Source organism: Pseudomonas sp. LFS074, from assembly GCF_047978165.1.
Taxonomy (GTDB): Bacteria; Pseudomonadota; Gammaproteobacteria; order Pseudomonadales; family Pseudomonadaceae; genus Aquipseudomonas; species Aquipseudomonas putida_P.
The window spans coordinates 1,619,805-1,633,969 of the sequence record NZ_JBFPFV010000001.1 but is presented as its reverse complement, the minus strand read 5'-3'; the positions used below and the strand labels follow the sequence as shown (position 1 = coordinate 1,633,969).

Annotated in this window: 11 protein-coding genes and 7 tRNA genes; 5 read left to right on the top strand and 13 right to left on the bottom strand. The window is 61.8% G+C overall.

Annotated features, from left to right (window positions below; translation table 11 throughout):
- Positions 1 to 9: 9 nt before the first annotated feature.
- On the bottom strand, positions 10 to 549 hold the full coding sequence (locus ACNQP3_RS07565) for a TetR/AcrR family transcriptional regulator (protein WP_060515096.1): 540 nt from the start codon (positions 547 to 549) through the stop codon (positions 10 to 12).
- A gap of 219 nt (positions 550 to 768) precedes the next feature.
- On the opposite strand from ACNQP3_RS07565, the gene ACNQP3_RS07560 reads away from it, so the two are divergent.
- Positions 769 to 2,315 (top strand): IS3 family transposase gene (locus ACNQP3_RS07560; protein ID WP_264316681.1). Its coding sequence is split into 2 segments (ribosomal slippage): positions 769 to 1,255 and positions 1,255 to 2,315, totalling 1,548 coding nucleotides; the frame shifts between segments, so codons are not numbered across the junction.
- Between the two features lie 65 nt (positions 2,316 to 2,380).
- On the opposite strand, the gene ACNQP3_RS07555 is transcribed toward ACNQP3_RS07560, so the two are convergent.
- From ACNQP3_RS07555 to gltX, 7 genes are all read right to left on the bottom strand, one after another.
- A tRNA-Glu gene (locus ACNQP3_RS07555) sits at positions 2,381 to 2,456 on the bottom strand.
- 42 nt (positions 2,457 to 2,498) lie between these two features.
- Positions 2,499 to 2,574, bottom strand: a tRNA-Ala gene (locus ACNQP3_RS07550).
- A gap of 62 nt (positions 2,575 to 2,636) precedes the next feature.
- Positions 2,637 to 2,712 (bottom strand) — tRNA-Glu (locus ACNQP3_RS07545).
- Positions 2,713 to 2,754: 42 nt separating this feature from the next.
- A tRNA-Ala gene (locus tag ACNQP3_RS07540) sits at positions 2,755 to 2,830 on the bottom strand.
- A gap of 53 nt (positions 2,831 to 2,883) precedes the next feature.
- A tRNA-Glu gene (locus ACNQP3_RS07535) sits at positions 2,884 to 2,959 on the bottom strand.
- A gap of 72 nt (positions 2,960 to 3,031) precedes the next feature.
- A tRNA-Ala gene (locus ACNQP3_RS07530) sits at positions 3,032 to 3,107 on the bottom strand.
- A 281-nt stretch (positions 3,108 to 3,388) separates the two neighbouring features.
- Positions 3,389 to 4,870: a glutamate--tRNA ligase gene (gene gltX, locus ACNQP3_RS07525; protein WP_012271180.1), complete on the bottom strand. Its 1,482-nt coding sequence runs from the start codon at positions 4,868 to 4,870 to the stop codon at positions 3,389 to 3,391.
- Between the two features lie 143 nt (positions 4,871 to 5,013).
- Between gltX and ACNQP3_RS07520 the strand changes: the two genes are divergently transcribed.
- Positions 5,014 to 6,069, top strand: a complete 1,056-nt coding sequence (locus ACNQP3_RS07520) for an HlyD family secretion protein (RefSeq protein WP_012271179.1) — start codon at positions 5,014 to 5,016, stop codon at positions 6,067 to 6,069.
- 49 nt (positions 6,070 to 6,118) lie between these two features.
- Complete coding sequence (locus ACNQP3_RS07515; RefSeq protein ID WP_264317284.1) at positions 6,119 to 7,609, top strand: MDR family MFS transporter; 1,491 nt, start codon at positions 6,119 to 6,121, stop codon at positions 7,607 to 7,609.
- Between the two features lie 71 nt (positions 7,610 to 7,680).
- On the opposite strand, the gene uvrB is transcribed toward ACNQP3_RS07515, so the two are convergent.
- Positions 7,681 to 9,696 (bottom strand): excinuclease ABC subunit UvrB, encoded by a 2,016-nt coding sequence (gene uvrB, locus ACNQP3_RS07510; RefSeq protein ID WP_264316903.1) that lies wholly within the window; start codon positions 9,694 to 9,696, stop codon positions 7,681 to 7,683.
- 287 nt (positions 9,697 to 9,983) lie between these two features.
- Between uvrB and ACNQP3_RS07505 the strand changes: the two genes are divergently transcribed.
- Both ACNQP3_RS07505 and ACNQP3_RS07500 read left to right on the top strand, forming a co-directional pair.
- Positions 9,984 to 11,180, top strand: coding sequence for an amino acid aminotransferase (locus ACNQP3_RS07505; RefSeq protein WP_012271176.1), 1,197 nt, complete (start codon positions 9,984 to 9,986; stop codon positions 11,178 to 11,180).
- A 62-nt stretch (positions 11,181 to 11,242) separates the two neighbouring features.
- A tRNA-Asn gene (locus ACNQP3_RS07500) sits at positions 11,243 to 11,318 on the top strand.
- Positions 11,319 to 11,376: 58 nt separating this feature from the next.
- Here ACNQP3_RS07500 and ACNQP3_RS07495 read toward each other — a convergent pair.
- The 4 genes from ACNQP3_RS07495 to ACNQP3_RS07480 form a co-directional block, all read right to left on the bottom strand.
- Positions 11,377 to 11,778 carry a cupin domain-containing protein gene (locus ACNQP3_RS07495; protein WP_264316902.1) on the bottom strand — a complete coding sequence of 134 codons (402 nt, stop codon included), beginning with the start codon at positions 11,776 to 11,778 and terminating at the stop codon, positions 11,377 to 11,379.
- 135 nt (positions 11,779 to 11,913) lie between these two features.
- Positions 11,914 to 12,474 carry a DUF1285 domain-containing protein gene (locus ACNQP3_RS07490; protein ID WP_012271174.1) on the bottom strand — a complete coding sequence of 187 codons (561 nt, stop codon included), beginning with the start codon at positions 12,472 to 12,474 and terminating at the stop codon, positions 11,914 to 11,916.
- Between the two features lie 10 nt (positions 12,475 to 12,484).
- Positions 12,485 to 13,090 (bottom strand): DUF4823 domain-containing protein, encoded by a 606-nt coding sequence (locus tag ACNQP3_RS07485; protein WP_012271173.1) that lies wholly within the window; start codon positions 13,088 to 13,090, stop codon positions 12,485 to 12,487.
- Positions 13,091 to 13,156: 66 nt separating this feature from the next.
- Complete coding sequence (locus tag ACNQP3_RS07480) at positions 13,157 to 14,125, bottom strand: GTP 3',8-cyclase MoaA (RefSeq protein ID WP_012271172.1); 969 nt, start codon at positions 14,123 to 14,125, stop codon at positions 13,157 to 13,159.
- Between the last annotated feature and the right edge of the window lie 40 nt (positions 14,126 to 14,165).

Genomic DNA, 14,165 nt, shown 5'->3' with positions numbered 1-14,165 from the left:
GCTCCAGGGTTAAAGCACCGCCGATTTGGCGGCGCGCAGAATACGGTCAGACAGGTCACTGGTACCCAAGGCCCGCGCCAGCGCCAGGCCACCGACCATCAGCGCCAGGTCGGCCAGCGCCTTGTCGGCATCCTCAGGGCGGTCAACCATTGCGGCGGTCATCAATTCGATGTGCTCGGCCAGCACCTCACGGAAAACCTCCGGCAGGCGCTGCATTTCGCCCAGTGAGTTAGGCAACGGGCACGCGTGCACTTCGGCGTCCCGGTGCTTGCGCGACAGGTAGAAGGCCCCGGCCAGCGCACGCCGCCCGGCACCATCGAGATTGGGGTCGATCTGGGCGAGCAAGGCGCGGCGCTCGCCCAACAGCTGGCGGAATGCTTCGAGCATCAGCTCGTCTTTGCTGTCGAAGTGGGCATAGAAGCCGCCGACGGTCAGGCCTGCCGCGCCCATCACCTGACTGACGCTGGGCTCCGCCGGGCCATGCTGGATCAGCGCACTGCGCGCAGCTTCCAGAATGCGTTCACGGGTTCTGCTCTTCTTGTCGCTCATCAGGGCACTCACCATGCAAAATATGATGATCGAAATATTATTCTCATCATATTTTTTTGCAAGCAAAATATTCAACCGTCGGTCGGTAGTGGTTTTTGGGAGAGGGGAGAAAAACAAAAGGCCCATTCAATAAGCGAATGAGCCTTCCCGCCGCGTCAGGATAGTTGTCGTGTGAGTTGATTCGATGAGTCTTGGTCGGTGGGCGGAAGTGAGAGCCGTGTGGCGCGTTATTCGATAGAGCATCGGGAGTGGGTGGTGCGGCAGATGATGCCGCCCTTGAACCGGACGGTGCCGGAGCTGGTGGAAGCGACAGGCATTACTGATGCCACCCTGTATGCTTGGCGCAAACAGGCCAGAGCAGCGGGAGCAGTGGTGCCGGCAGATGGACAGCAGGCCGACCAGTGGTCGAGCCAGGACAAGTTTCGGGTGGTGCTGGAAAGCGCCAGCCTCAATGCGGCTGAGCTGGCGGAGTACTGCCGGCGCAAAGGCCTGTATGTCGAGCAGATCAACGCCTGGCGCGAAGCCTGCGAGCAGGCCAACAGCCTGGCTCAGCCGAGCAAGACCCGGCGCGAACGCGAAGAGGAAAAGGCCGCGAAGAAGCGCATCAAGCAGCTGGAGCGTGAACTGCGGCGCAAGGATGCGGCGCTGGCAGAAACCGCAGCTCTGCTGGTGTTGCGAAAAAAAGCCGAGGCGCTCTGGGGGAAGGACGAGGACGAATGATCAGCGCCCCGGATCGCCGTGAAACGCTGCAGTTGATCGAGGGCGCCGTGGCGGCGGGAGCGCGGCGGGCGCAGGCCTGCGCCGAACTGGGCCTGTCGCTGCGCAGCCTGCAGCGCTGGCAGCACTGCCCGGAGGATCGGCGTCCTTCGGCACAGCGAGCTGAGCCGGCCAACAAGCTGACCCCGCAAGAGCGCTGCCGCGTGCTGGAGGTCGCCAACCAGCCCGAGTTTGCCAGCCTGCCGCCGCAGCAGATCGTGGCGCGGCTGGCCGATCAGGGCACCTGGCTGGCCTCGGAGTCGACCTTTTACCGGTTGCTGAAGGACGCCGAACAGCAGCATCCGCGCGGCCGTAGCCGCCCACCGGTGAAACGAGCGCTGACGACCCATGTGGCCGACGGCCCGAACCAGCTGTGGTGCTGGGACATCACCTGGCTGCCGACCACGGTCAAGGGCCGTTACTTCTACTGGTACATGATCAAGGACGTCTACAGCCGGAAGCTGGTGGCCAACGAGGTGCATGAAAGTGAAAGCGCCGAGCAGGCCGCCCAGCTGCTACGCCAGGCCTGCCTACGTGAACAGCGGGCAGGCCAGCCGCTGGTACTGCACTCGGACAACGGCAGCGCGATGAAGGGCTCGACCATGCTGGCGGCCATGCAGAACCTGGGTGTGATGCCCTCGTTCAGCCGCCCGCGGGTGAGCAATGACAACGCCTATGCCGAGGCCTTGTTCCGCACGGCGAAGTACTGCCCGCTGTGGCCGGAGCGGCCCTTCGACACGCTGGAGCAGGCCAGGAACTGGGTGAACAGCTTCGTGGCCTGGTACAACCATGAACATCGCCACAGCGCCCTGAAGTTCGTGACCCCGGCGCAGCGACATACTGGCCAGGCAGAAGAGTTGCTGCGCAAGCGTATCGAGCTGTACGAGGCGGCGCGTGCACGGCACCCGGAGCGCTGGAGCGGCAACATCAGGAACTGGGTGCTGGCACCAATCGTGTGCCTGAACCCGGAGCGGGAAGCGGTACTGCAGCAAACATCAAAGGCAGCGTGACACGCTCACGCGACAACTACCTTGAAAATCGCCGCCTTTAAAGTCCCGCAAAACGCGGGTAAATGTGGCGTCCCCTAGGGGACTCGAACCCCTGTTACCGCCGTGAAAGGGCGGTGTCCTAGGCCACTAGACGAAGGGGACGTAACCTTCGCGAAGGTCCACTTGCGTGAACCCTGGCAGAAATGGTGGAGCTAAGCGGGATCGAACCGCTGACCTCCTGCATGCCATGCAGGCGCTCTCCCAGCTGAGCTATAGCCCCGAAACAAAAGGCTCATCAATAATCGACGAGCCTTTTTAAGCCCTGCAAAACGCAGGAAAAAGTGGCGTCCCCTAGGGGACTCGAACCCCTGTTACCGCCGTGAAAGGGCGGTGTCCTAGGCCACTAGACGAAGGGGACGTAACCTTCGTGCCGGCCCGCCAAAGCGAACCGCGGCAAAATTGGTGGAGCTAAGCGGGATCGAACCGCTGACCTCCTGCATGCCATGCAGGCGCTCTCCCAGCTGAGCTATAGCCCCAGATTTATAGCCTCGCGGCCCAGCGACATCGTGAAACATCGCTTGTGTAAAACTGGCGTCCCCTAGGGGACTCGAACCCCTGTTACCGCCGTGAAAGGGCGGTGTCCTAGGCCACTAGACGAAGGGGACGAACCTTCTTACCTTCAAGACCCGGTTGCTGGACCCGGTCTTGCTTATCAGCCTTGGCTGCTAAGCGGAATTTGGTGGAGCTAAGCGGGATCGAACCGCTGACCTCCTGCATGCCATGCAGGCGCTCTCCCAGCTGAGCTATAGCCCCACAATGTCGCGTTGAACCGAAGCGCTGGCTGGGTGCCTGGCGTTTCGTTTTCGTTCATCGCTGTGGACGGGGCGCATATTAAGATCGGATTGCAAAGCTGTCAAACTAATTTTTCAAAATATTCAAAAAAATTTTCACAGATAACAATCACTTACCGCCCTGCCCCAGTTCTTGGAGGTTTAGTTGAACCTGCAGGAGCGGGCTTGCCCGCGAATGCGGTGTTGAATTTACCATCGCATTCGCGGGCAAGCCCGCTCCTACAGGTTAGGGGTAAAGCTGAATCAGGCGATGGAAGCCAGCAGCTTTTCCCACTCTTTGTTTTCTTTCTTAGACACACCGCCCAGCAGGTCCAGGGCCTGGCGCAGGCGGTAGCGGGTCAGGTCGGGGCCGAGGATTTCCATGGCGTCCAATACCGAAACCGAGCTGGCCTGGCCGGTGATGGCGGCGAACATCAGCGGCATGGCATCACGCAGCTTCAACTCCAACGCCTCGACCACGGCCTGGATGCAACCGGTGATGCGCTCTTTTTCCCACTGGCGCAGGCTTTCGAGCTTCCACAGGATCAGCTGGATCACCTGGCGCACCTGGTCGGCCGACAGTTTCTTGCTTTCGAACAGCTTGGCATCCAGCTTCAGCGCACCTTCGAAGAAGAACCCGCCCAGCGGGGCAACCTGGCTGAAAGTCTCGACCCGGCCCTGCACATGCGGGGCGATCTTCATCATGTAGTCGCTGTTGAACGCCCACTTCTGCAGACGAGTGGCAAACTCTTCGACCGGCAACTCGCGCAGCCACTGACCATTGAGCCAGGACAGCTTCTCGATGTCGAAGATCGGGCCGCCCAGCGAGATACGCGACAGGTCGAAATGTTCGACCATCTCGGCCAGCGAGAATTTCTCGCGCTCGTCAGGCATCGACCAGCCCATGCGGCCCAGGTAGTTGAGCATCGCTTCCGGCATGAAGCCCATGCGCTCGTAGAAGGTGACCGAGGTCGGGTTCTTGCGCTTGGACAGCTTGGACTTGTCCGGGTTGCGCAGCAGCGGCATGTAGCACAGCTTGGGCTGCTCCCAGCCGAAGTACTCGTACAATTTGATCAGCTTGGGTGCCGACGGCAGCCACTCTTCCCCACGCAGCACGTGGGTGATGCCCATCAGGTGGTCGTCGACCACGTTGGCCAGGAAGTACGTCGGCAGGCCATCGTTCTTCATCAGCACCTGCATGTCCATGCGGTCCCACGGGATTTCGACATCGCCGCGCAGCATGTCCGGCACCACGCAGATACCTTCGCTCGGGACCTTCATACGGATCACGTGCGGCTCGCCAGCATCCAGGCGGCGCTGCACTTCTTCGGCGCTCAACAGCAGCGCGCGGCCGTCATAGCGTGGGGTTTCGCCGCGAGCTTGCTGCTCGGCGCGCATCTGCTCCAGCTCTTCGGCGGTGCAGAAGCAGTAGAAGGCGTGGCCGGCGTCAACCAGTTCCTTGGCGTATTTGGCGTAGATATCGCCACGCTCGCTCTGCCGGTATGGGCCATGCGGGCCGCCCACGTCCGGACCTTCGTTCCATTCGATGCCGAGCCAACGCAAGGCGTCGAAGATTTGCTGCTCCGACTCGCGCGTGGAGCGCAGCTGGTCGGTGTCTTCGATGCGCAGGATGAACTCACCGCCGTGCTGCTTGGCAAAGCAGTAGTTGAACAAGGCGATGTAGGCGGTGCCGACATGGGGGTCGCCGGTAGGCGATGGCGCGATACGCGTGCGTACGGTGGTCATGGAGAGTCTCGAACGAAAGATGAAACAAAGGCGGGATGTTAGCAGGAGGCAGGCACCGGGCTCCAGCAATGGCGCGAACGTCACTTGTCGACAGGCCCTGCGGCGCTGTTAAATTTGTTTACATTTTTGGAACGATAGTCCCCATGCCTGCTCAACTCAAACGCCGCCTGGCGATCTTCTTTACTCTGGTGGCCATCATCGCCCTCGCCTTCCTGGCCCACTGGTACTTCAAGGGCCGCTTCTACGAGAGCACCGACAATGCCTATGTGCAGGGCGAGATCACCCGTATCTCCAGCCAGCTTGGCGCACGTATCGACACTGTGCCGGTCGAGGACAACCAGCACGTCAACAAGGGCGACCTGCTGGTGCGCCTGGAAGCCGCCGACTTCGAACTGGCTGTCGAGCGCGCACACGCCGCCTTGGCCACCCGCGAAGCCGAGTACGCGCAGGCACAGAGCCGCCTGACCCAACAAGGTAGCCTGATTGCCGCTGGCCAGGCTCAGGTGGCGGCCAACCAGGCCACGTTCGACCGCTCACGCCTGGACCTGAGCCGCGCCGAGAAGTTGCGCAAGCCGGGTTATGTCTCCGAAGAGCGGGTCACCACCCTGTCGGCGGACAGCCATGTTGCCGGCTCCCAGGTCGACAAGGCCCGGGCCGACTTGCAGAGCCAGCGCCAGCAGGTCAACGCCCTGAACGCCGACCTGAAACGCCTGGATGCGCAAATTGCCAACGCCCGCGCCGACCTGGCCCAGGCCGAGCTGAACCTGACCCGCTGCGAAATCCGCGCGCCCATCAGCGGTACCATCGGCCAGCGCAATGCGCGCAATGGCCAGGTGGTACAGGCCGGCGCTTACCTGCTGTCGATCGTGCCGGACGAAGATATCTGGGTGCAGGCCAACTTCAAGGAAACCCAGATTGGCCACATGCAGCCTGGCCAGCGTGCCGAGCTGTTGTTCGACAGCTACCCCGACACCCCCATCGAAGGGCGGGTGGACAGCCTGTTCGCCGCCTCGGGCGCGCAGTTCAGCCTGCTGCCGCCAGACAACGCCACCGGCAACTTCACCAAGGTGGTGCAGCGTATCCCGGTAAAACTCACCTTCAGCGCCGACAACCCGTTGCACGGGCGTATCCGCCCTGGCATGTCGGTCACCGCCACCGTCGACTTGCGCCGCGAAGACGAAGGCCAACATGGCCGGTGATACGTTGCTCCGCCCCACTGCGGAGCCGACTCGGCGCGACTGGATCGCAGTGATGAGCGTGATGCTCGGTGCCTTCATGGCGGTGCTGGACATCCAGATCACCAACTCCTCGTTGAAGGACATTCAGGGCGCATTGTCAGCGACGCTGGAAGAAGGCTCATGGATTTCCACTTCGTACCTGGTGGCGGAAATCATCATGATCCCGCTGACGGCCTGGCTGGTACAGCTGCTGTCGGCGCGGCGCCTGGCCGTGTGGGTATCGGGCGGCTTCCTGCTGTCGTCGCTGCTGTGCTCGATGGCCTGGAACCTGGAGAGCATGATCCTGTTTCGCGCCTTGCAGGGTTTCACCGGCGGCGCGCTGATTCCGCTGGCATTTACCCTGACACTGATCAAGCTGCCCGAGCACCACCGCGCCAAGGGCATGGCGATGTTCGCCATGACCGCCACTTTCGCGCCCTCCATCGGCCCCACCCTGGGCGGCTGGCTGACCGAGAAATGGGGCTGGGAGTACATCTTCTACATCAACATCCCACCAGGCCTGGTGATGATTGCCGGCCTGATGTATGGCCTGGAGAAGAAAGAAGCGCACTGGGAACTGCTGAAAAGCACCGATTACGCCGGCATCGTCACCCTGGGCCTGGGGTTAGGCTGCCTGCAGGTGTTTCTGGAAGAAGGCCACCGCAAGGACTGGCTGGAGTCGAACCTCATCGTCGGCCTGGGGAGTGTGGCCCTGGTCAGCCTGATCACCTTCGTCATCTTGCAGTTTTCCAAACCGCACCCGCTGATCAACCTGCGCATCCTGGGTAACCGCAACTTCGGCCTGTCGAGCATCGCCAGCCTGGGCATGGGTGTGGGCCTGTACGGGTCGATCTACCTGTTGCCGCTGTACCTGGCGCAGGTGCAGGGCTACAACGCCTTGCAGATTGGCGAGGTGATCATGTGGATGGGTATTCCGCAGCTGTTCCTGATCCCCTTGGTGCCGCAACTGATGAAGGTGGTGTCACCCAAGGTGTTGTGCGCGTTGGGGTTCTGCCTGTTCGGGGCTGCCAGTTTCGGCTCTGGGGTGCTCAACCCGGACTTTGCCGGGCCGCAGTTCAACCACATCCAGATCATCCGCGCCCTGGGTCAACCGATGATCATGGTGACCATTTCGCTGATCGCCACAGCGTATATCCAGCCGCAGGATGCAGGGTCGGCGTCGAGCTTGTTCAATATCCTGCGTAACCTGGGCGGGGCCATCGGCATTGCCCTGCTGGCCACCCTGCTGGATGCGCGGACCAAGGTGTATTTCGACTACCTTCGCGAATCGGTGGTGCCGAGCAACCCCCAGGTAGCGGAAAGGCTGGCGCAACTGGCGGAGCGCTTGGGCAATGACAACGCGGCGCTGGGCAAGCTGAGCGAGATTACCCACCAGCAGGCCATGATCATGGCTTACAACGATGCGTTCCATTTTGTCGGGATAGGCTTGGCGGTAAGCATGGTGGCGGTGTTGCTGACCCGGAAGTTGCCGGAAGGGTTGAAAGCCGGGGAAGCACATTAAACACTCAAGGTGCTACGCGGCCACCGTGGGGGCGGCTCTTTCGCGACACAAGGCCGCCCCCACGTCATACTTCAGCTGGTAATCAACCGCTCGCGCAACTGGCTGATCTCGTCGCGCAACTGCGCCGCAGCCTCGAACTCTAGGTCGCGAGCGAACTGCATCATTTTCTCCTCCAACTGCTTGATACGCTTGGTGATCTCGCCCGGCGTACGCAGTTCGGCCTCGTAACGGGCGCTCTCCTCCGCCGCCTTGGCCATGCCCTTGCGCTTCTTGCTGCGCGCTCCAGGTACCGTGGCACCTTCCAGGATGTCGGTGATGTCCTTGACCACGCCCTTGGGCACGATACCGTTGGCCTCGTTGAACGCGATCTGCTTCTCGCGGCGGCGCTCGGTTTCATCGATCGCTCGCTGCATCGAGCCCGTCACATTGTCGGCGTAGAGGATGGCCCGGCCATTGAGGTTACGCGCAGCACGGCCAATGGTCTGAATCAGTGAGCGCTCGGAACGCAGGAAGCCTTCCTTGTCCGCATCGAGGATCGCCACCAGTGACACCTCGGGCATGTCCAAGCCTTCGCGCAGCAGGTTGATACCTACCAGCACATCGAAGGTGCCCAGGCGCAGGTCACGGATAATCTCCACTCGCTCTACAGTGTCAATGTCCGAGTGCAGATAGCGCACCCGCACGTCGTGATCGGCCAGGTAGTCGCTAAGGTCTTCGGCCATGCGCTTGGTCAGGGTTGTCGCCAGCACACGCTCGCCTGCCGCGACACGCTTGCGGATCTCGGACAACAAGTCATCGACCTGAGTCAGCGCCGGGCGTATTTCGACCTGCGGGTCGACCAGGCCGGTCGGGCGCACCACCTGCTCCACCACGCGCCCGGCATGCTCTGCTTCGTAGGGGCCAGGGGTCGCTGAAACGAAAATGGTCTGCGGGCTGACATCCTCCCACTCGTCGAAACGCATCGGCCGGTTGTCCAGTGCCGAAGGCATGCGAAAGCCATACTCGACCAGGGTTTCCTTGCGTGAGCGGTCGCCCTTGTACATGGCGCCGACCTGCGGAACGCTGACGTGGGATTCGTCGATCACCAGCAGCGCATCGGGCGGCAGGTAGTCGTACAGGGTAGGCGGCGGCGCCCCGGCCGGGCGCCCGGACAGATAGCGCGAGTAGTTTTCGATGCCATTGCAGTAGCCAAGCTCGAGGATCATCTCCAGGTCGAAGCGGGTGCGTTGCTCCAGGCGCTGCGCCTCGACCAGCTTGTTGGCCTTGTGCAGGTATTCCAGGCGCTCCTTCAGTTCTTCCTTGATGCCCTCCACTGCTTCCAGCAGCGTTTCACGCGGGGTGACATAGTGGCTCTTGGGATAGAAGGTGAAACGCGGCAGCTTGCGGAAAACCTCGCCGGTCAGCGGGTCGAAGGCGGCGATGTTCTCCACCTCATCATCGAGCAGCTCGATGCGGATGGCCTCCAGGTCCGATTCCGCCGGGAAAATGTCGATCACATCGCCCCGCACGCGGAAGGTGGCACGGGCAAAGTCCATTTCATTGCGGGTGTACTGCAAGTCCGCCAAGCGGCGCAGCAGCGCGCGCTGGTCGAGCTTGTCGCCACGGTCCACGTGCAGGACCATTTTCAGGTAGGTCTCGGGGCTGCCCAGGCCATAGATGCACGAGACGGTGGTGACGATGATGGCGTCGCGCCGCTCCAGCAGCGCTTTGGTCGCCGACAGGCGCATCTGCTCGATGTGGTCGTTGATGGAGGCGTCCTTCTCGATGAAGGTGTCCGACGACGGCACGTAGGCTTCCGGCTGGTAGTAGTCGTAATAGGAGACGAAGTACTCCACCGCATTGTTGGGGAAGAACGCCTTGAACTCGCCGTACAGCTGTGCGGCCAGGGTCTTGTTCGGCGCCAGCACCAACGTCGGGCGCTGCACGTGCTGGATGACGTTGGCAATGCTGAAGGTCTTGCCCGAGCCCGTCACGCCGAGCAGCGTCTGGTGCGACAGCCCCGCCTCGATGCCTTCGACCAACTGGCGGATGGCCTCGGGCTGGTCGCCTGCCGGCTGGAAACGGGTGACGAGCTGGAACTCGGACATGACGGACCTCGCGGCGCTGCGGTAACTGTAAATTTAGCCAGTAGTCTATACCCAAATGCGCCCGCTCGGGGGCGCTTTCAAGGCATAGCTGTGAACGCGTGTAACGGTGGACCCGGCAATTAGACCAATGGTCGAAAAATATTTGCGCAAATAACCGGAAAAGCTGCGCCAGAGTGTCGCGGTGACCGGTCGGTATCACTATACTGACTCCCCGTTTGTGCACCGCTTCAGTGCATTCGGCTGGAGCGTGTACGTCCTATCACTCTCCAATCAGAGCCGAAGTAACAATGAGCCTGTTTTCCGCTGTCGAGCTGGCACCCCGCGACCCTATCCTGGGCCTCAACGAAGCATTCAACGCCGACCCACGTACCGACAAGGTCAACCTGGGCGTGGGCGTGTACTGCAATGAGGAAGGCCGCATCCCGCTGCTGCGCGCCGTGATCGAAGCCGAGACCCAGCGTGCCGCACAGCACGCCTCGCGCGGCTACCTGCCGATCGACGGCATCGCCACTTATGACCAGGCCGTGCAAAAGCTGATCTTCGGCGCCGAGTCGCCACTGCTGGCCGCTGGCCGTGTGGTCACCGTACAGGCCGTCGGTGGTACCGGCGCACTGAAAATCGGTGCCGACTTCCTCAAGCGCATCTCGCCTGACGCCGTGGTCGCCATCAGCGACCCAAGCTGGGAAAACCATCGCGCGCTGTTCGAGTCGGCCGGTTTCCCGGTGCAGACCTATCGCTACTACGATGCGCCGACCAACGATGTGAACCGCGGCGGCATGCTGGAAGACCTCAACGCCCTGCCATCGGGCTCGATCGTCGTGCTGCACGCCTGCTGCCACAACCCGACCGGCGTCGACCTGAACCTGGACGACTGGAAAAATGTCCTGGAGGTGGTCAAGGCCAAGGGCCACGTGCCGTTCCTCGACATGGCCTACCAGGGCTTTGGTGATGGCATCGCCGAAGACGCCTTCGCCGTTCGCCTGTTCGCCGAGTCGGGCCTGGAGTTCTTTGTTTCCAGCTCGTTCTCCAAATCGTTCTCGCTGTACGGCGAGCGCGTCGGCGCACTGTCGGTCGTCACCGCCTCCAAGGACGAGAGCACTCGCGTGCTGTCGCAGGTCAAGCGCGTGATCCGCACCACTTACTCCAACCCACCAACCCACGGTGCAACCATCGTAGCCACCGTGCTGAACAGCGCCGAACTGCGCCAGATGTGGGAAACCGAACTGGGCGAAATGCGCCAGCGCATCCACGGCATGCGCAAGCAGATGGTTTCGCTGCTGGCCGAATATGGCGCCAATCGCGACTTCAGCTTCGTTGGCCGCCAGGTCGGCATGTTCTCCTACTCGGGCCTGACCGTTGATCAGGTGGCCCGCCTGAAGAACGATTTCGGCATCTACGCCCTGGACACCGGCCGTATCGCCGTGGCCGCGCTGAACCAGAGCAACATCCATGTGGTCACCAAGGCTATCGTGGAAGTGCTGTAACTCATTGTTTTGCCTAGGGGTGGCTTGACTTCCCCTGGGCAATCAGTAAGATACGCGCAGATTCCGCGATAGCTCAGTCGGTAGAGCAAATGACTGTTAATCATTGGGTCCCTGGTTCGAGTCCAGGTCGCGGAGCCAAACACTGAAAAAGCCCCCAGATGCGCAAGCAACTGGGGGCTTTTTCGTTGCATCGGGTTTATTGGCCCGGCGCTTCGGTCACCGGCTTGCCCTCATCCACCAGGCTCCAGACCAGCAGCTTGGCAGGCTGGGTCTTGCTGGCATTACGTGACACGCTATGCACGGTGCCGGGCGCCTCGTACCAGTACTGGCCGGCCTTGTAGGTCTTTTCCTGCTCGTTGTTGAGCTTCGATACCACCGCACCTTCCAGCACGTAGGCCATCACTGCACCTGGGTGCTGATGCGCAGGGGACGCTTCGCCGGGTGCGTAGCTGACGGTAAGCATGACGGCGGTTTTGCCGGGGGCATTCGAGGGTTGTTGCTGCTGCAGGACTGTGACCTGGTCGGCAACGTCGCCGTGGGCCCAGGCGGGGGTTTGGGCGGCGAGCAGAGCGAAAAGGATGAGCGTTGAGGGTTTCATGCTGGGCTTCTCCTGGATGGCAATTGCCAGCAGGTTAGGCCCTGACAGGCTGAAGACAAATGGCCAATCCTGGGGAAAATCAGGAGGCCGATTGTTGCCAGTGCCGGCCTTTCGCGGGCACTGGCAACAGAGCATTCAGCTGCTGCGCCCAATCGGATAAAACTCGCCCTGGCTCCATACTCCAAGCCATTCCTCACCCTCGATCTCACGCGGCACCGCCAGCTCCACCAGTTGGTAGAACACATTGCGGTGTATCAACGCCTCAAGGTTGCTGCGCATCAGCACATACGGCGACGGCTCCTGCGTCACCGGATCGATGACCACCCGCAGAGGATTGTCCGGCCCGGCCTCGACCTGGTCCTCGACATTGCTGGTAAAGCGCAGCACTTGCTGCTTGCCCTCGCCCTGCACGTCCAGCGCTACAGCCACGAACGGGGCATCGTCAACGCGAATGCCAACCTTCTCGACCGGAGTAATCAGGAAATAGTCATCGCCATCGCGGCGAATGATGGTAGAAAACAGCCGCACCATCGGTTTGCGCCCGATCGGCGTGCCCAGGTAGTACCAGGTGCCATCGCGGGCAATGCGCATGTCGATGTCGCCGCAGAAGTCCGGGTTCCACAGATGCACCGGCGGCAGGCCCTTGGCCTTGGGGATCTGCGCCAGAAGGTCATTGGCCTTGCCGGAATCGCTCATCACGCTTGCCTCATTCACTCATGCCCAGAAGGCTACGAGCGTACTCGCGCATCGGCGCACCAAGCAAATCCTCCGGGGTATTGTCGTGGAACGTCAACAAACCGCCACGACTCTTGATGCGGGCGGTGTCGATCAGGTAGCGGGTATTGGTTTCGATCAGCATCATCTGCACCACGCCACTGTCCCAACCCACGCGGTCGACGGCCTGTTCGTCGTACCACTCGTCACCATTGCCGATGCGGTCGTCGGTGCGCGCGAAACGCGTATACAACACGTAATCGGCGCCTACCGAGCGCGCCTGGGCAATGGCCTCCTCCAGGCCCAACGGGCCCTGGGCGCGGCGTACCAGCGGGAAATACTCGACGAAGCTCTTGAAGGCTTGCTCTGCCACTGCGTTCTGCCGTGGCACTGGCCCCTTGCCCGGCGGCACGAATGCACCCTGGCCGATGAAAATGAACGAGTCCGGTTGCAGGCGGATCGACAAGGTGCGGCGGGTTTCACTGTGATCCAGCAGACCGGCATCGCTCATGTGATAGCGAACGCCCTCGCCCATATCACTGACATTCATGCAGCCGCCCAGCGCCATCAGCGCCAGCAGCAAGACCAGGCTACGCATCTTTCCTCCAGTGGCCGGCGACGAAAAACCGGCGAATAGCCGGCGGATGCAGCTTTTGCGCCAGCTTCAGCCACCGATCACCTTCATCACCGTAACGCCCCCGGAAAACGCCAGCTCCTGCTTGTCTGCCAACGCCTTGACCAACAACCGTTGCAGGGCTGGCAGCGCCTGATGGCGTGGCTTTTCCAGCAGGTCACCGACGAAGTGGCGGTTGCCTGACGACAGACAGCCATGCAACCAGCCCGTTGAAGACAGGCGCAACCGTGAGCAGGTACGGCAAAACGGCACAGTCTCGTTGGCGATAACACCGAAGTAGCCCTTGCCGGGGATTTGATAACGCAAGGCAGTGGCATCCAAGGGCGCGTCGACCTGGGCATAGGTATGCTTGCCGCCAATCAGCGTGAGCAGCTGGTCGAGGCCGACGAACTGCTGCAGGAAAGCATTGTGATCACGGGCCAGATGGCCCATGCGCATCAGTTCGATGAAGCGCAACTCGAAGCCGCGCTCAAGACAGTATTCCAGCAGCGGCAGCACCTGGTCGAGGTTCTGCCCACGCATCGGCACCATGTTCACTTTCACCTGCATGCCCAGGGTACTGGCTTGCTGCATACCCGCCAGCACGCAGGCCAAGTCGCCGCCTCGGGCGATACGGCGGAAGGCTTGCGGGTCGAGGGTGTCGAGGGAAACATTCAGGCGACGAATACCGGCCGCCTGCAACTGCGGCAATTTGCGCTCCAGCAGCTGGCCATTGGTAGTCAGCGAGATATCGTCGAGATCAAGTTTGGCCACGCCAGCCAGAAAGGCGTCCAGGCGCGGGCTGATCAGCGGTTCACCGCCGGTGATGCGCAGGCGCTCGACGCCGGCAGCTTCGATCAGGTAGGCCACGCCACGGGCCAGGGAGTCTGCTGAGAGTTCGTCCTGCGCCGCCACCAGGCGCTTACCGTCGGGTACGCAGTAAGTGCAGGCGTAATTGCAGGCAGCCGTCAGGCTGACACGCAGGTTGCGAAAGCGCCTGCCTTGACGATCGACAATCATGAATGACTCCGGCATGGATGATGAGGGGCAGGCGAAACCT